A 17,792-nucleotide genomic window follows, 5' to 3' on the forward strand; every position below is an offset into this window, starting at 1 on the left:
TCGCGCTACACGGGATAGAATTGACGGTCCGCCTTTGCGAGAGGGAACGCGCAATGCCTGATATGTCAGTAGCCCGCAACGAGCTGGACCATGAGCGCTCATATGTCGCCGGTCTGTACCAGCGCCTTGATGAGTTGCGCGCCGAGAAACAGCGCCAGCTGGATCAGGTGCGCCGGACCATCGCGGCCGGATCGCACCAGAACCGGTCCGAGCGGGACGCCTTCGCCACCATGTACGAGGACCGGCTCGCGCAGCTGAACGCGGTCGATGACCGCCTGGTATTCGGTCGCCTCGACCTGGACTCCGGCGAGGAGCGGTACATCGGCCGCATCGGCCTCTCCACCGAGGACCTCCAGCAGCTGATGGTGGACTGGCGCGCTCCCGAAGCCGGCACCTTCTACCAGGCCACCGCCTTCGAACGAATGGGCGTGCGGCGACGCAGGCACCTGATCCTCTCCAAGCGCGACGTCGTGGCTATCGAGGACGATGTCCTGGACGCCTCCATGCTCAGCGAGTCCGACTCCCTGCAGGGGGAGGGGGCGCTGCTCGCCGCACTTAATTCCCGCCGCACAGGGCAGATGTCCGACATCGTCGGCACCATTCAATCCGAGCAGGACCGCATCATCCGCTCACCGCTTCCCGGCGTCGTCGTCGTGCAGGGTGGGCCGGGTACGGGTAAGACAGCTGTTGCCCTCCACCGCGCCGCGTACCTCCTCTACACTCACCGCGACCGCCTGAAGTCGGCGGGTGTGCTGCTTGTCGGACCCACCAACGCCTTTATGAAGTACATCGAACGGGTGCTTCCCTCACTGGGTGAGACCGGCGTGGTCATGGCAAGCATCGGCAGCCTGATGCCCGGAATCCAGACCATCCCGGAGCCGGACGAAGCGGTGGCGGAGCTAAAGGGCAGGCTGGACATGGCCGACGTCGTGAAGCGGGCGGTTGCCAATCGCCAGCGGATTCCGGCGGAGAACCGCAAGCTGAATGTCGAGGGCACCATCCTCACGCTCACTCCCCGGCAGGTGCGGCGCGCCCGTGACCGCGCACGGGCAACCGGCAAGCCGCACAACGAGGCACGGGCCACCTTCGTGAAGATCATGCTCCGTGAGTTGACCGAGCAGCTCACTGAGAAGCTCGAAGCGTCCTCGGGTGCCGGGAACAACGCTGACCGGTCCTACCTGGCGGAGGATGTGCGCACGTCGCGGGACGTGCGGATTGCGCTGAACCTGGCGTGGATGCCCATGACGCCCGAGAAACTGCTGCGCGACCTCTTTGCCAAACCCGCCCAGCTCGAAGCGGCAGCCGACCACCTTTCCGCTGCCCAGCGCGAACTGCTGTTCCGGCCCGAAGACGCTCCGTGGACGGAGGCCGACGTCCCGCTCCTTGACGAGGCGGCGGAACTGCTCGGCGAGCTGGATGCATCAGCAGGCCGCAGTGCGGCCGAGAAGGAACAGGAACGACGCCGCGACCTCGCCAACGCCGAGCGCGCACTGGAGAACATGCACGCCACGCTTGCTGATGCCGGCGTCGACGGCGTGTTGAGTGCCGAGGCGCTCGCGGAGCACAACGCGATCGCGGACGTGCGCCTGTCCGCTGCAGAGCGTGCTTCCGCTGACCGCACCTGGGCCTACGGGCACGTTGTCGTCGATGAGGCGCAGGAACTTTCTCCAATGCAGTGGCGCCTCTTGATGCGCAAATGTCCGCTCAAGTCGTTCACCATCGTCGGCGATATTGCGCAGACCAGTTCCGCGGCAGGCACGCACTCCTGGCAGCAGGCGCTCGAACCTTTTGTCGGTGATCGCTGGCAGTTGGAGGAACTGACGGTCAACTACCGCACCCCGGCGCAGATTGCCGAGGCGGCGGTGCGCATGGCCAACGCGGCCGGGCTAGTGGTTTCTGCGCCCAAGGCGGTCCGCGAGGGCCGGTGGGATCCCGTCATCGACCGGGTTGAGCAGTTGGAGCCGTCGCTGCTCGCGGTGCTTCCGGAGGAGCTCGAGGCGGTGGCCGGCGGTTTGCTCGCCGTGATCGCACCGGAGCGCATCGTGGATAGCGTGCGTAGGGCCGTAAGCGCGGTGTACAGCGCGCGGGTTGGCCAGGGCGCCGGAGGCCTGGGACAGGACATTGTGGTTACTACCCCCCGGGAATCCAAGGGTCTTGAGTTCGACGGCGTCGTAATCCTCGAACCTGCTGAGATGCTTCGGACCGAAGCGGTTCGCGTGGGGGACCTGTATGTCGCGATGACCCGTCCCACCCAGCGCCTGCGTCTCATCTCCACCGGTGAAATTCCTGAAGGGATTGAGGGCTGATAATTTGATGCAGTGCAACAAGCTACCCAATCCCCGGATACAGCCGTGACCGAACAGCAGAATGACAGTTCATTCGAGAACCTCTGGCAGGAACTCAAGTGGCGCGGCCTGATCCACGTCTCGACGGATGAAGCGGAGCTGGAGAAGCTCCTCGCCGGGGACCCAATTACCTACTACTGCGGGTTCGATCCCACTGCACCCAGCCTGCACCTCGGAAACCTCGTGCAGCTGCTGACTCTTCGGCGCCTGCAGCTGGCCGGGCACAAGCCGATTGCACTGGTGGGCGGTTCCACCGGTCTCGTCGGTGACCCCCGTCCTTCGGCCGAGCGAACCATGAACACCAAGGAGACGGTCGCCGAATGGGTCGGCTACCTGCAGGGACAGGTGCAGCGCTTCCTCAGCTTCGAGGGTGAGAACGCTGCCCGGATGGTCAACAACCTTGACTGGACCGCGCCGATGAGCGCAATCGATTTCCTGCGCGACGTCGGCAAGCACTTCCGCGTGGGCACCATGGTCAAGAAGGAGACGGTCGCCAAGCGCCTGAACTCCGACGAGGGCATCAGCTACGCGGAATTCAGCTACCAGGTTCTGCAGGGAATGGATTACCTGCATCTCTTCCGCGATCATGGCTGCGTCCTGCAGACCGGTGGGTCCGACCAGTGGGGCAACCTGACCAGCGGGACAGAGCTCATCCGTAAAGTGGAGGGCAAGGGCGTCCACGCGATCGGTACACCACTGATCACCAATTCGGACGGCACCAAGTTCGGCAAGAGCGAAGGCAACGCCGTCTGGCTCGACCCGGCTATGACCACTCCGTACGCCATGTACCAGTTCTGGCTGAACACTTCCGATGCCGATGTAATTGACCGGCTGAAGGTTTTCACGTTCCGCACGCGGGCCGAGATCGACGAACTTGCTGAAGCAGTGGCAGGCCGGCCGCACCTTCGCGAGGCCCAGCGCGCGCTGGCTTTCGACGTCACCTCCCTGGTGCACAGCGTTGACGCCACGGAGAAGGTCATCGCTGCATCGGCTGCCCTGTTCGGCCAGGGCGACCTGGCCGCGCTCGACGAAGGCACCCTTCGCGCCGCAACCGCGGAGCTGCCCTCCGCAAAGGTCGACGGCGGCGGACTGGGGATCGTCGACTTGATGGTTGCCAGCGGGCTTGCGCCTAGCAACTCGGCTGCCCGCCGAACCATCGCGGAAGGCGGAGCCTACGTGAACAACGAGAAGGTGTCGGATCCCGATACCGTTGTTGCCGCCGAGCAGCTCCTCCATGGCCGGTTCCTGCTGCTCCGGCGCGGAAAACGGACCCTCGCGACCGTCGAAGTGGGATAGTTTCCAAAGCTGGTTCGAAGTCGATTTGCGTTGGCCATCGAGCCGGTGTAATGTTTTCTGAGTCGCCGCGGCCGGGACAACGAACTGAAAGTTCGAAAAGCCTGGCAAGAGCGACACACTCCCTCCAAAAATCTGAGTGGTACGGACGCGCACTGAATGTGCAAGTTCAAGCCAGGCGGTTTGTGGTGGGCGGATTCGGATTCTTTGGTCGAATTTCCGCCGAAAAAGCGGATTTGACAAGAAGAAATCGGATCAAATAGATTTGAAATGTCGCAGCACGGAAATGTAAATACAAATACAAATTACGTGAATTGCTTCTGTTGTTTGAGAACTCAATAGTGTGCCATGTTTGTTGATACCGATTTTTTGATTGGTTGATTGCTGGTCATCCTGCCCCTGTGGGGTGGCTGGTTTTTAGCTGGTTTCGAATTTTGTGCAGCATGGGCCTTCTTTTTCCGGGGGTTTGTGTTGTGTCTGTATTTTTTTACGGAGAGTTTGATCCTGGCTCAGGATGAACGCTGGCGGCGTGCTTAACACATGCAAGTCGAACGATGATCCCCAGCTTGCTGGGGGGATTAGTGGCGAACGGGTGAGTAACACGTGAGTAACCTGCCCTTGACTCTGGGATAAGCCTGGGAAACTGGGTCTAATACTGGATACGACCTTCTGGCGCATGCCATGTTGGTGGAAAGCTTTTGTGGTTTTGGATGGACTCGCGGCCTATCAGCTTGTTGGTGGGGTAATGGCCTACCAAGGCGACGACGGGTAGCCGGCCTGAGAGGGTGGACGGCCACACTGGGACTGAGACACGGCCCAGACTCCTACGGGAGGCAGCAGTGGGGAATATTGCACAATGGGCGCAAGCCTGATGCAGCGACGCCGCGTGAGGGATGAAGGCCTTCGGGTTGTAAACCTCTTTCAGTAGGGAAGAAGCGAAAGTGACGGTACCTGCAGAAGAAGCGCCGGCTAACTACGTGCCAGCAGCCGCGGTAATACGTAGGGCGCAAGCGTTATCCGGAATTATTGGGCGTAAAGAGCTCGTAGGCGGTTTGTCGCGTCTGCCGTGAAAGTCCGGGGCTTAACTCCGGATCTGCGGTGGGTACGGGCAGACTTGAGTGATGTAGGGGAGACTGGAATTCCTGGTGTAGCGGTGAAATGCGCAGATATCAGGAGGAACACCGATGGCGAAGGCAGGTCTCTGGGCATTAACTGACGCTGAGGAGCGAAAGCATGGGGAGCGAACAGGATTAGATACCCTGGTAGTCCATGCCGTAAACGTTGGGCACTAGGTGTGGGGGACATTCCACGTTTTCCGCGCCGTAGCTAACGCATTAAGTGCCCCGCCTGGGGAGTACGGCCGCAAGGCTAAAACTCAAAGGAATTGACGGGGGCCCGCACAAGCGGCGGAGCATGCGGATTAATTCGATGCAACGCGAAGAACCTTACCAAGGCTTGACATGAACCGGAACGGCGCAGAGATGTGTCGGCCACTTGTGGCCGGTTTACAGGTGGTGCATGGTTGTCGTCAGCTCGTGTCGTGAGATGTTGGGTTAAGTCCCGCAACGAGCGCAACCCTCGTTCCATGTTGCCAGCGGGTTATGCCGGGGACTCATGGGAGACTGCCGGGGTCAACTCGGAGGAAGGTGGGGACGACGTCAAATCATCATGCCCCTTATGTCTTGGGCTTCACGCATGCTACAATGGCCGGTACAAAGGGTTGCGATGCTGTGAGGTGGAGCTAATCCCAAAAAGCCGGTCTCAGTTCGGATTGAGGTCTGCAACTCGACCTCATGAAGTCGGAGTCGCTAGTAATCGCAGATCAGCAACGCTGCGGTGAATACGTTCCCGGGCCTTGTACACACCGCCCGTCAAGTCACGAAAGTTGGTAACACCCGAAGCCGGTGGCCTAACCCCTTGTGGGAGGGAGCCGTCGAAGGTGGGACCGGCGATTGGGACTAAGTCGTAACAAGGTAGCCGTACCGGAAGGTGCGGCTGGATCACCTCCTTTCTAAGGAGCGCCTACAGCTTTCTGTCCTTCCTATGTGTTGGGTGGGGGTTGTCAGGAGTAAGCCCATTGCGCAGGCGTTTGTTCTGCGGTGGGTGCTCATGGGTGGAATATCAACGGATTTGGTGCCTGGTTGGTGCTGTTGGCGTGAGTACGGTTCCTGTCCCTTTTTGTGGGGTGGGTGCGTGGAAAGTGTTGGTGGTGTTGGTTGGGTTCCTTTTGGCACACTGTTGGGTCCTGAGGCAACAGGAGCCCATGCTTTGGTCCTGCTTTTTTGTGGTGGGGTTGGGTGTGGTTTTTCTGGTGTTTCTGGTTTCCTGCGCATGACTTCCTGTTGCCCTGGTTGGGGTGGTGGGGGTGTGTGTTGGGGTTGTTGTTTGAGAACTGCATAGTGGACGCGAGCATCTTAAATTTTTGTGTGCACGCGATTGATGTGCCGGCCTTTTGGGGTTGGTGTGTTGGTTGTGTGTGATCGTCAAGTTTTTAAGGGCACACGGTGGATGCCTTGGCATCAGGAGCCGAAGAAGGACGTGGGAATCTGCGATAAGCCTGGGGGAGTTGATAACCGAACGGTGATCCCAGGATGTCCGAATGGGGAAACCCCGCTCAGCGTGCGAGTGACTGAGTGACCCGTACCTGAACACATAGGGTGCGTGGAGGGAACGTGGGGAAGTGAAACATCTCAGTACCCACAGGAAGAGAAAACAATAGTGATTCCGTTAGTAGTGGCGAGCGAACGCGGATGAGGCTAAACCAGTGGTGTGTGATAGCCGGCGGGCGTTGCATCACTGGGGTTGCGGGACGTTCCGTGCCAGTTCTGCCGGGCTGGTGAAGTGAGTGCAGGCGTATAGGTGAATGGGTTTGAAGGCCCGACCGGAGTGGGTGAGAGTCCCGTAGCCGGAATGCGTGCTGCCGCTTGGAATGTATCCCAAGTAGTACGGGGCCCGAGGAATCCCGTGCGAATCTGCCAGGACCACCTGGTAAGCCTAAATACTCCCTGATGACCGATAGCGGACCAGTACCGTGAGGGAAAGGTGAAAAGTACCCCGGGAGGGGAGTGAAATAGTACCTGAAACCGTGTGCCTACAATCCGTCAGAGCCGGCTTTGTTCCGGTGATGGCGTGCCTTTTGAAGAATGAGCCTGCGAGTTAGTGTTACGTCGCGAGGTTAACCCGTGTGGGGTAGCCGTAGCGAAAGCGAGTCTGAATAGGGCGAGTGAGTGGCGTGATCTAGACCCGAAGCGAAGTGATCTACCCATGGCCAGGTTGAAGCGACGGTAAGACGTCGTGGAGGACCGAACCCACTTCAGTTGAAAATGGAGGGGATGAGCTGTGGGTAGGGGTGAAAGGCCAATCAAACTTCGTGATAGCTGGTTCTCCCCGAAATGCATTTAGGTGCAGCGTTGCGTGTTTCTTGCCGGAGGTAGAGCTACTGGATGGCCGATGGGCCCTACAAGGTTACTGACGTCAGCCAAACTCCGAATGCCGGTAAGTCAGAGCGCAGCAGTGAGACTGTGGGGGATAAGCTTCATAGTCGAGAGGGAAACAGCCCAGACCACCAACTAAGGCCCCTAAGCGTGTGCTAAGTGGGAAAGGATGTGGAGTTGCTCAGACAACCAGGAGGTTGGCTTAGAAGCAGCCACCCTTGAAAGAGTGCGTAATAGCTCACTGGTCAAGTGATTCCGCGCCGACAATGTAGCGGGGCTCAAGTACACCGCCGAAGTTGTGGCATTCACATTTGTTCCTAGCCTTCGTGGTTCAGGAGTGTGGATGGGTAGGGGAGCGTCGTGTGGGCGGTGAAGCTGCGGTGTAAACCAGTGGTGGAGCCTACACGAGTGAGAATGCAGGCATGAGTAGCGAAAGACGGGTGGGAAACCCGTCCGCCGAATGATCAAGGGTTCCAGGGTCAAGCTAATCTGCCCTGGGTAAGTCGGGACCTAAGGCGAGGCCGACAGGCGTAGTCGATGGACAACGGGTTGATATTCCCGTACCGGTGAAGAACCGCCCCTACTGAACAAGGGATACTAACCACCCAAACCACCATCGAGTGGTCTTCGGACCCAGTGTTGGTGGGGAGCGTGGGACCTGATCTTGGGAGGTAAACGTATTAACAGGTGTGACGCAGGAAGGTAGCCGGGCCGGGCGATGGTTGTCCCGGTCTAAGGATGTAGGAGGGATCATAGGCAAATCCGTGGTCCTGGTTTTGATACCGACTCTGAGATCCGATGGGCCCCACCATGGGTGGGGATCCGGTGATCCTATGCTGCCTAGAAAAGCATCGGCGTGAGGTTCCAACTGCCCGTACCCCAAACCGACACAGGTGATCAGGTAGAGAATACTAAGGCGATCGAGAGAATTATGGTTAAGGAACTCGGCAAAATGCCCCCGTAACTTCGGGAGAAGGGGGGCCCCAACCGTGATGGACACTTGCTGTCCGGAGGCGGATCGGGGCCGCAGAGACCAGGGGGAAGCGACTGTTTACTAAAAACACAGGTCCGTGCGAAGTCGCAAGACGATGTATACGGACTGACTCCTGCCCGGTGCTGGAAGGTTAAGAGGACCGGTTAGCCCCTTGTGGGCGAAGCTGGGAATTTAAGCCCCAGTAAACGGCGGTGGTAACTATAACCATCCTAAGGTAGCGAAATTCCTTGTCGGGTAAGTTCCGACCTGCACGAATGGAGTAACGACTTCCCCGCTGTCTCAACCATAAACTCGGCGAAATTGCACTACGAGTAAAGATGCTCGTTACGCGCAGCAGGACGGAAAGACCCCGAGACCTTCACTATAGTTTGGTATTGGTGTTCGGTGTGGCTTGTGTAGGATAGGTGGGAGACTGTGAAGCCCGGACGCCAGTTCGGGTGGAGTCATCGTTGAAATACCACTCTGGTCACTCTGGATATCTAACTTCGGCCCGTAATCCGGGTCAGGGACAGTGCCTGATGGGTAGTTTAACTGGGGCGGTTGCCTCCCAAAAAGTAACGGAGGCGCCCAAAGGTTCCCTCAGCCTGGTTGGCAATCAGGTGTCGAGTGTAAGTGCACAAGGGAGCTTGACTGTGAGAGAGACATCTCAAGCAGGGACGAAAGTCGGGACTAGTGATCCGGCGGCACATTGTGGAATGGCCGTCGCTCAACGGATAAAAGGTACCTCGGGGATAACAGGCTGATCTTGCCCAAGAGTCCATATCGACGGCATGGTTTGGCACCTCGATGTCGGCTCGTCGCATCCTGGGGCTGGAGTAGGTCCCAAGGGTTGGGCTGTTCGCCCATTAAAGCGGTACGCGAGCTGGGTTTAGAACGTCGTGAGACAGTTCGGTCCCTATCCGCTGCGCGCGTAGGAAATTTGAGAAGGGCTGTCCTTAGTACGAGAGGACCGGGACGGACGAACCTCTGGTGTGTCAGTTGTACTGCCAAGTGCACCGCTGATTAGCTACGTTCGGATGGGATAACCGCTGAAAGCATCTAAGCGGGAAGCCTGCTTCAAGATGAGATTTCCATACACCATTTGGTGTGAGAGGCCCCCAGCTAGACCACTGGGTTGATAGGCCGGATGTGGAAGCGAGGACTAACGACTCGTGAAGCTGACCGGTACTAATACGCCGATAACTTGACACCACACAAACCCCCCCACCACTGGTGGGAACACGGGGTGCTACGCGTCCACTATGCGGTTCCCAACCAACAACCCCCAGGTAGTTGGGGAACCACACACAACTGAATACAGGTTAGTCATAACCACGAAGTTGTAACCACAAGACTTCCCACCCCACACACCAACACGTGTTCGGGGGCGGGTAACAGGGTTACGGCGGTCATAGCGTGGGGGAAACGCCCGGTCCCATTCCGAACCCGGAAGCTAAGACCCACAGCGCCGATGGTACTGCACCCGAGAGAGTGTGGGAGAGTAGGACACCGCCGGACAACATTTAGCACTGAGGCTCCGACAGCATGGTCGGAGCCTCAGTCATTTAACGGAAACTGCCTCCAAGGCCCGGCCTACCTACAATGGAAGGTCATGGAGTCCATCGAGACTCCCGATAGATGAACAGCGAAGAGCGCCCTGCCACCGTCAGGTCAGCTCATGACGAGAGGAATATTGCTGCCATGGCTGACAAGGAACCCAATCGCGGTAAGCGCGAGGATCGCCAGGACGGCTGGCGCCGCAACTCGTCAGGCACTGAAGCGCGGAACTCGGCTGGTGGAGGTCGTCGCTACGACGGCGACCGGTCCGAGCGGACTTCCGGTACGCCGCGCAATGGTAGCCAGCGCCGCGAAGGCGGGTTCTCACGTGATCGAGATGAGCGCCGTGAGGGTGGTTTCTCGCGTGAGGGCGGTCAGCGTCGTGAGGGTGGTTTCTCGCGTAATCGTGGTGGGCGTCGTGAGGGTGGTTTCTCGCGTGATCGTGGTGAGCGCCGTGAGGGTGGTCCCCGTCGTGAGGGTGGTTTTTCCCGTGAGGGCGGTCAGCGTCGTGAGGGTGGTTTCTCCCGTGAGGGCGGTCAGCGTCGTGAGGGTGGTTTCTCCCGTGAGGGCGGTCAGCGTCGTGAGGGTGGTTATTCCGGCGACCGTGGTGAGCGCCGTGAGGGCTATTCCCGCGATCGTGGTGAGCGCCGTGAGGGTGGTCCCCGTCGTGAGGGCGGTTTCTCCCGTGAGGGCGGCTTCTCTCGGGATCGTGGTCCCCGTCGTGAGGGCGGTTTCTCGCGGGATAGTGGTGAGCGCCGTGAGGGTGGCTTTACGCGTGAGGGCGGTCAGCGTCGTGAGGGCGGTTTCTCGCGTGAGGGCGGTTCTCGCCGCGATGACCGCCGCTCATTCGACCGGCCGGAGCGTTCCGGCAATGACGCTGGCCGGGGTGAGGGCCAGTTCGCTCGCCCGCACAACGCCCGCGACCTGCGCAGTGCCAACCGGCCCGACCGTGAGCGTTCTCCCGAGATCGATGAGGACGTCACCGGAAACGAGTTGGACAAGGCAGCCCGTGCGGAGGTGCGCAATCTCGAGGAGCGTAGCTCCCTCTGGGTAGCCAAGCACCTCGTAATGGCCGGACGCCTCATCGATGACGAGCCTGAGCTCGCTTTCCAGCACGCCCTGGCGGCCAGCCGTCGAGGCGGCCGTCTGGCCGTCGTCCGTGAAGCAGTTGGCCTCACAGCGTACGCGGCCGGCCACTACGGTGAAGCGCTCCGCGAGTTCCGCACCTACCGGCGTATCAGCGGGTCCAACGCGCACCTGCCGGTCATGGCTGACTGCGAGCGTGGCCTGGGGCGGCCCGACCGTGCCCTGGACCTCGTCCGGTCGGAAGATGCTTCGAGCCTGGACACCGCCGGCAAGGTTGAACTGGCGATGGTCGAGTCCGGCGCACGCACTGACCTCGGACAGCTCGATGCCGCCGTCGCCGCCCTCGAAATCCCGCAGCTCAACAAGAACCGTGCGTTCAGCTACAGCCCGCGCCTGTTCCGTGCCTACGCAGACGCCCTCGAAGCCGTCGGACGGTCAGAGGAAGCCGAATCGTGGCGTCGGCAGGCAGACGTAGCCGAGAACGCCCTCGGAACGGGAGCCTTCGCCGAGCCGGACATCATTGATCTGGTCGGCGATGAGGACGAGGCCGTCGGACAGGACCGGAATGCGGCGCGCGGAACCATAGAGAGCGTCTCCGCTGCGACGGAACCGGCCCGGGAAGAGTCGGACACCGCCGATGCAAAGGAGACGCGTGACGACGGGAAGTGACGTGATGACCGCGCTGGTCGCCCAGTACGGGGCGGTTCTGGCGGACCTCGACGGCGTGGTGTACGCCGGCCCATCCGCTATCCCGGGAGCTACCGAGGCACTCGAGCGGCTCGCCAGCGAGGGAGTGGCTCTCGCCTACATCACCAACAACGCCTCCCGGTCCTCAGCGGAGGTCGCAGCTCACCTGAGGGAACTAGGTGCTCCCGCTACCGCCGGACAGGTCTTCGGCTCCGCGCTGGCCGGGGCCGAGCTGCTCGCAGCACAGGTGCCACCGGGTTCCACCGTGCTGGTGACGGGCAGTGCCGTCCTGGCCCAGCACGTCGCCGAGCAGGGACTGGTACCGGTGACCACTGCAGGTCCGGTTCCGGATGCGGTCATTCAGGGCTTCGACCCATCGCTGGGTTGGAAGGACCTGGCTGAAGCGGCGTACGCCGTTGCTGGCGGGGCAGTCTGGGTAGCCACCAACACCGACATGTCCATTCCGCAGGCGCGCGGTATCGCCCCCGGTAACGGCTCCCTTGTGGCAGCAGTGAGCGCTGCCACCGGCAAGCGTCCGCTCGTAGCCGGCAAACCGGAGGCACAGCTATTTACGACGGCGGCGAACCACCTCGGCGTCGACACCGCCCTCGTCGTGGGCGACAGGTTGGACACCGACATCCTTGGTGGGAATCGGGCGGGCATGGCGACGGCCCTGGTCCTGACGGGCGTCGATACGGTCCAGACGGCACTGGCCGCCGTCACGGATGAGCGTCCCACCTACCTGCTCGAGAACCTCGAGCAGCTCCATCTTCCATATCCGGACATCACCGAACAGGGCGGAACCTTCACCTGCGGTTCGTCCCAGGCTACCGTCCTGGACGGTGTCCTGGTCATGAGCGGCGGGCAGGACAACCTGGACACCTGGCGCGCAGGCTGCGCCGCGTGGTGGACGGCAACGCCCCAGCAGGAAGCGGCCGCGATGCCGACCATCAGGTTCACCAACGAGGAACAGAACCAGAAGGGGTGAATCGCATGGAAGGTACAGAATCCTCTCCAGCTGAGCGGGCGTCGCTTCCGGTCACGGAGCCGGTAAACTTTCCGGCCATTGAGCCAACTTCTGATCAGTCAGTGGACCATGTGCTCGATGCACTTTCCTCCATTCCAGGGATGGCTGAGCCCGAACAGGTCGGCGTCTATGAACGCTTGCACGATGAGCTTTTCGCGGAGCTCAATGCGGAGCAGGACTGACGGTGGCGCGCCTTGACCAGGCCATGGTGTCCCGCGGACTCGCCCGTTCCCGCTCCCACGCAGCGCAGCTGATTGCTGAAGGGCGCGTGCTCAGGAACGGACACGTCCTGAACAAAGCCTCGGCCACGATCGCGGACTCCGACCACCTGGTGCTCCAGGAGAGCGAGCGTCCCGACTATCTCAGTCGTGCCGGGCACAAGCTTGACGGTGCCCTCACCGCGTTCCCCGAGGTGGCCGTCCTCGGCAAGCGATGCCTCGACGCCGGGGCCTCAACCGGAGGCTTCACCGACGTATTGCTCCGCCGCGGCGCGGCTGAGGTGGTGGCGGTGGATGTGGGTCACGGACAGCTTGTGGACCAGCTCCGCAACGATCCCCGGGTACTTGTCCATGAAGGACTGAACGTGCGCTTTCTCGATCCCGAAACCATCGGCGGGCAGGTCGACCTGACCGTCGCGGACCTCTCCTTCATTTCACTGACCCTCGTCATGGAACCGTTGGCGCGGGCAACGCGAAGCGGCGGCGACCTGGTCCTGATGGTCAAGCCCCAGTTCGAGGTGGGCAAGAGCGCACTCAGCCGCACCGGTGTGGTGACTGACGAGACGCAGCGGCGCGACGCCGTCGTCGGGGTGGTTGCCTCCGCGCTGAAAGCGGGCCTTGAGATCCAGGGCATCGCGCGCAGTCCACTGCCTGGACAGAATGGCAATGTCGAGTTCTTCGTGTGGATAAGAGTGCCTGACGGCGCTCCGGTGCCTAGGATCGTGGGGGAGGCAGCGCGGCTTGCGCATGACGCCGTGACCGGCAGCCCTGCCTTCGCGGCCAACCGCGGTGCCTGAGGCCATCTTCACCTGATACAACGGAGCGTGATGAGAAGACGCATACTGGTACTCGCCCACACCGGCCGCCACGATGCCATGGCCGCCGCGCAAGAGGCCTGTACCCGCCTGCACGCCGCCGGCCTGTCGCCGGTCATGCGGGCGGAGGAGCTCCGTGACATCCAGGCCGAGTACGGAATGCTCGCCGCTCCCACCGAAACCCTGGGCACGGATGTCGCGCTGAACGACATTGAGCTGGGCATGGTGCTCGGCGGCGATGGCACAATCCTGCGCGCCGCCGAACTAGTCCGGGGAACCGACGTTCCCCTCCTCGGCGTGAACCTTGGCCACGTCGGTTTCTTAGCCGAGAGCGAGCGGGCGGATCTCGCCGAGGCGGTCCGTTGGGTGGTGGATCGGGACTACTCGGTCGAGGAGCGGATGGCCATCGACGTGCAGGTGTGGCGCGGAGACCAGCTCACTGCCCAGACGTGGGCGCTCAACGAGGCAGCAATCGAGAAGGCCAACCGCGAGCGGATGATCGAAGTCGTTCTCGAGGTGGACGGCCGACCGGTCAGTTCCTTCGGTTGTGACGGCGTCGTGCTCGCCACGCCGACAGGATCCACTGCCTACGCGTTCTCATCGGGCGGGCCCGTCGTCTGGCCGGAGGTCGAAGCGCTCCTGGTCGCACCGATCAGCGCGCACGCCCTCTTCGCCAAACCGCTCGTGGTCGCGCCGACGTCGCTGCTTGCGGTTGAGATCCTGACCCGCACCGACGCTTCGGGCGTGCTGTGGTGCGACGGCCGCCGCACCGTGGACCTGCCGCCCGGCGCACGCGTGGAAGCCACGCGCTCACGGATCCCCGTTCGCCTTGCCCGCACGCATCAGACCCCCTTCTCCGAGCGGCTGGTCCGCAAATTTCAGCTGCCCACCCAGGGCTGGCGTGGTCCGGTGACCCACGACGCGGAGGTCGCCAAATGATCGAGGAGATCAGGATTCGAGATCTCGGCGTCATTGCCGACGCAACCCTTGCGCTTGGGCCGGGATTCTCCGTGGTTACCGGTGAGACCGGCGCGGGAAAGACGATGGTGCTCTCCGCGCTGAATCTGCTGATGGGAGCCCGTTCCGACGCCGGTGCGGTGCGCCTGGGAGCGAAGAACGCCTCTGCCGAGGCGGTGCTACGGGTCGATCCAAATGGCGCCGCGGCGCAGCGCGCGGTGGAGGCGGGCGGTGAGCTGGAAACGGACGACGGCGATGCCGGCCTCATCCTCGCCCGCACCGTGAATAGCGACGGCCGCAGCCGGGCCTATGTGGGAGGCAGGTCCGCGCCGGCCGGCGTCCTCGCCGAGGTGGGGGAGAAGCTGGTCGTCGTACACGGCCAGTCGGACCAGTTGCGGCTGCGCAGCGCTGCCGCCCAGAGGGAGGCGCTGGACAAGTTCGGCGGCCCGGAGCTGGCTGCCGCCCTCGCCGCCTACCAGGCCACGTACCGACGGTGGCGGGAGGTTGCAACGGACCTGGACACGCTCCGCAACGCCGAGCGCGACAGGCTGCGGGAAGCCGAATCGCTGCAGGTGGCACTGGAGGAAATCGACGCCGTCGACCCCCAGCCGGATGAAGATGAGCTGCTGAAGGCTGAGGCCCTCAAGCTCGGCAACGTCGAAGAACTCCGAGCCGCGGCTGCTGCAGCCCACCAGGCCCTTGTGTCTGGAGAGTTCCCCGAGTCGGGGGATGCGACCACGCTGGTGGACGCGGCAAAGCGCCAGCTCGAAGCCGTCGGAGCACACGACGCCGCGCTCGGGGCGCTGGCGGAACGGCTGGCGGAAGTCGGGTACATCCTTGCCGATATCTCCACCGATCTTGCCGGTTACGCGGCGTCCCTCGATTCCGAGGGGCCCGGCCGCCTGGCCGAAGTCGAGGCCCGACGGGCTGACCTGAATGCCCTCATCCGCAAATACGCGCCGTCCATCAATGAGGTACTCGATTGGGCCGCGGCAAGCCGGAAACGGCTGGAGGAGATCAGCGGCGACTCCGACCGCATCGACGAGCTCCAGCAGGAAGCGGCAGCGCTCGAGGCGAGGGTTACCGAGGAAGCTGCAACGCTCAGCGGACTGCGCTCCGCCGCCGCGGATGACCTGGCGGCGCGGGTCAGCGAGGAACTCACCGCGTTGGCCATGCCGGATGCCCAGCTGATCATCGAGGTCACCCCTAACGGCACGCCGGGCGCCCTGGGAGCGGACGACGTCGCGTTCTCCCTGCAGCCGCACGCCGGCTCCGCGCCGCGCCCACTCGGGAAGGGGGCCTCCGGTGGTGAGCTCTCACGGGTAATGCTGGCGATCGAGGTGGTACTCGCCGCCGTCGACCCCGTGCCCACCTTCGTGTTCGACGAGGTGGACGCCGGTGTGGGAGGCAAGGCCGCCGTCGAAATCGGACGCCGCCTGGCAATGCTGGCACGCCACGTCCAGGTGGTTGTCGTGACCCACCTGCCGCAGGTGGCGGCATTCGCGTCGCACCATATCCGTGTGACCAAGAGCCGCGCTGCCGACGGAGGGTTCACCGCCAGCGACGTGGAAGTCCTGCCCGAGGCCGAAAGGGTCCGCGAACTGGCGCGCATGCTCGCCGGTCAGGAGGAGTCGGCAAGTGCGCAGGCACACGCCGAAGAACTGCTGCTTGATGCAGCGCGGACCGCCGCCAGGTGATAGGCTCGAACTCCGTGGTGCAGCAAACAATCTCCCGGTTCACAAAGTCCGCCAAGACTACCAAGCACATCTTCGTCACCGGTGGTGTGGCGTCTTCTCTCGGCAAGGGACTGACGGCTTCAAGCCTCGGGCACCTGCTGCGGGCGCGTGGTCTGTCCGTAACCATGCAGAAGCTGGATCCGTATCTGAACGTCGATCCCGGCACCATGAACCCGTTCCAGCACGGTGAGGTCTTTGTGACCGACGACGGCGCTGAGACGGACCTCGACATCGGCCACTATGAGCGCTTCCTCGATGAGAGCCTGGATGGCTCCGCGAACGTCACCACCGGCCAGGTGTACTCGACGGTCATCGCGAAGGAACGGCGCGGCGAATACCTCGGTGACACCGTTCAGGTCATCCCGCACATCACTGATGAGATCAAGCGCCGGATGCGCCTCCCCGCGGAACCTACGGGCTCACGCCGGGCGCCGGACGTAATCATCACCGAGATCGGCGGCACGGTCGGTGACATCGAGTCCCAGCCGTTCCTTGAGTCCGCCCGGCAGGTTCGGCAGGACATCGGCCGCAATAACGTGTTCTTCCTCCACGTCTCGCTGGTGCCCTACATCGGTCCCTCCCAGGAACTGAAGACCAAGCCCACCCAGCACTCCGTTGCCATGCTGCGCTCCATCGGTATCCAACCTGACGCCATCGTCATCCGCTCCGACCGCGAGGTCCCGGACGCGATGCGCGAGAAGATCGGTCGGATGTGCGATGTGGATATAGACGCCGTCATCAACGCCGCGGACGCCCCGAGCATCTACGACATTCCCAAGACCCTTCACGCCCAGGGCCTGGACGCCTACATCGTGCAGGCGCTGGACCTGAAGTTCAAGGACGTCAACTGGACCAAGTGGAACAAGCTGCTTGACGCTGTCCACCACCCGCGCCATCATGTCGAGATCGCGCTGGTCGGCAAGTACATCGACCTGCCCGACGCCTACCTCTCCGTCACCGAGGCTCTGCGGGCCGGCGGGTTCGCGAATAAAGCCAAGGTCCAGATCCGCTGGGTTCCCTCCGACGAATGCGCCACGGAAGAAGGTGCCGCCAAGGCGCTGGAAGGCGCGGACGCCATCTGCGTCCCGGGCGGCTTCGGCATCCGCGGCCTCGAAGGGAAACTGGGTGCGCTGCGGTACGCCCGCGAGAGCGGCGTCCCTACTCTTGGGCTGTGCCTGGGCCTGCAGTGCATGGTGATTGAGTATGCCCGCAACGTCGTGGGCCTGAAGGGCGCATCCTCCACCGAGTTCGACCCGGATACCGAATTCCCGGTGATCGCAACCATGGCCGAGCAGCTCGAGATCGTCGCGGGCGAAGGCGACATGGGCGGCACCATGCGCCTCGGCCTTTGGGACGCAAAGCTGAAGGAAGGCTCGGTCATTGCGAAGACCTATGGCCGCACCGAGGTCAGCGAGCGTCACCGTCACCGCTACGAAGTGAACAACGAGTACCGCGAGAAGATCGAGGCTGCCGGGCTGGTCGTGTCGGGAACCACCACGGACGGCAAGCTCGTGGAGTTCGTTGAACTGCCCGCGCAGACCCACCCGTACTACGTTTCCACCCAGGCCCACCCTGAACTGAGCTCGCGCCCTACCCGTCCCCATCCGCTGTTCGCGGGGCTGGTCAAGGCTGCGCTCGGTCGTCGCGGCGTGAAGGCCTAGCCG

9 protein-coding genes and 3 rRNA genes are annotated in these 17,792 nt (G+C 62.4%); all 12 read left to right on the forward strand.

Annotated elements, in window-relative coordinates:
* The first annotated feature begins 53 nt into the window (after window positions 1-53).
* The 12 genes from GC088_RS06075 (at window position 54) to GC088_RS06130 (ending at window position 17,789) form a co-directional block, all read left to right on the forward strand.
* Window positions 54-2,306, forward strand: a complete 2,253-nt coding sequence (locus tag GC088_RS06075; protein ID WP_323961382.1) for a HelD family protein — start codon at window positions 54-56, stop codon at window positions 2,304-2,306.
* Between the two features lie 45 nt (window positions 2,307-2,351).
* Window positions 2,352-3,641: a tyrosine--tRNA ligase gene (gene tyrS, locus GC088_RS06080; RefSeq protein WP_323961384.1), complete on the forward strand. Its 1,290-nt coding sequence runs from the start codon at window positions 2,352-2,354 to the stop codon at window positions 3,639-3,641.
* A 483-nt stretch (window positions 3,642-4,124) separates the two neighbouring features.
* Window positions 4,125-5,649, forward strand: a 16S ribosomal RNA gene (locus GC088_RS06085).
* 470 nt (window positions 5,650-6,119) lie between these two features.
* Window positions 6,120-9,257 (forward strand): 23S ribosomal RNA (locus tag GC088_RS06090).
* Between the two features lie 189 nt (window positions 9,258-9,446).
* Window positions 9,447-9,563, forward strand: a 5S ribosomal RNA gene (gene rrf / locus GC088_RS06095).
* Together the 16S, 23S and 5S rRNA genes form the textbook arrangement of a ribosomal RNA operon.
* Window positions 9,564-9,746: 183 nt before the next feature.
* Window positions 9,747-11,357, forward strand: coding sequence for a hypothetical protein (locus tag GC088_RS06100; protein WP_323961385.1), 1,611 nt, complete (start codon window positions 9,747-9,749; stop codon window positions 11,355-11,357).
* 4 nt (window positions 11,358-11,361) lie between these two features.
* Window positions 11,362-12,363 (forward strand): HAD-IIA family hydrolase, encoded by a 1,002-nt coding sequence (locus GC088_RS06105; RefSeq protein ID WP_323961972.1) that lies wholly within the window; start codon window positions 11,362-11,364, stop codon window positions 12,361-12,363.
* A 5-nt stretch (window positions 12,364-12,368) separates the two neighbouring features.
* The gene (locus tag GC088_RS06110) at window positions 12,369-12,584 is read left to right on the forward strand and encodes a hypothetical protein (RefSeq protein WP_323961386.1); all 216 of its coding nucleotides are present in this window, start codon (window positions 12,369-12,371) and stop codon (window positions 12,582-12,584) included.
* 2 nt (window positions 12,585-12,586) lie between these two features.
* Window positions 12,587-13,417, forward strand: a complete 831-nt coding sequence (locus GC088_RS06115) for a TlyA family RNA methyltransferase (protein ID WP_323961387.1) — start codon at window positions 12,587-12,589, stop codon at window positions 13,415-13,417.
* Between the two features lie 30 nt (window positions 13,418-13,447).
* On the forward strand, window positions 13,448-14,374 hold the full coding sequence (locus GC088_RS06120) for an NAD kinase (RefSeq protein ID WP_323961388.1): 927 nt from the start codon (window positions 13,448-13,450) through the stop codon (window positions 14,372-14,374).
* Window positions 14,371-16,089: a DNA repair protein RecN gene (recN, locus tag GC088_RS06125; RefSeq protein WP_323961389.1), complete on the forward strand. Its 1,719-nt coding sequence runs from the start codon at window positions 14,371-14,373 to the stop codon at window positions 16,087-16,089. Before GC088_RS06120 ends, recN begins: the two co-directional genes overlap by 4 nt.
* Window positions 16,086-17,789, forward strand: coding sequence for a CTP synthase (locus GC088_RS06130; RefSeq protein ID WP_323961390.1), 1,704 nt, complete (start codon window positions 16,086-16,088; stop codon window positions 17,787-17,789). The genes recN and GC088_RS06130 overlap by 4 nt, the downstream gene beginning before the upstream one ends.
* The last annotated feature ends 3 nt before the right edge of the window (window positions 17,790-17,792 follow it).

Origin of the sequence: Arthrobacter sp. JZ12 (assembly GCF_035189165.1) — a bacterium.
Lineage (GTDB): Bacteria > Actinomycetota > Actinomycetes > Actinomycetales > Micrococcaceae > Arthrobacter_D.